Consider the following 403-nt stretch of genomic DNA (forward strand, 5'->3'; position numbering starts at 1 on the left):
CCTTGCCAGTCAAACGCGTGATGATACCCAAACCCGATGGCGGTGAGCGAATGCTTGGGATCCCTTCTGTTATCGACAGAGTGATCCAACAAGCCATTGCTCAAGTGATCAGCCCTTACTTTGAGACTCAATTTTCACCACATAGTTATGGTTATCGTCCTCATAAAAGAGCCAGTCAAGCAGTGAACCATGTTCAATCTTGTGTTAAACAAGGTTATAAAACAGCGGTTGATATCGACTTGTCTAAGTTCTTTGATGAAGTAAACCATGACATGCTGATGAATCGTGTTGGTCGTAAAATCAAAGACAAAGCACTCATGCGCCTACTCGGTAAATACCTACGAGCGGGAGTAGCAGAGTGCGAAACAGGTCTGTGGTTTGAGTCAACCAAAGGAGTCCCTCA

Annotated in this window: 1 protein-coding gene; it reads left to right on the forward strand. The window is 44.9% G+C overall.

Annotated features, from left to right (window positions below):
- The coding region (locus H5232_RS23695) for a reverse transcriptase domain-containing protein (protein WP_259400202.1) at positions 1–403 on the forward strand (403 nt) is incomplete at both ends.

This window comes from Pseudoalteromonas sp. SG41-5, from assembly GCF_014164495.1.
GTDB lineage: Bacteria > Pseudomonadota > Gammaproteobacteria > Enterobacterales > Alteromonadaceae > Pseudoalteromonas > Pseudoalteromonas rhizosphaerae.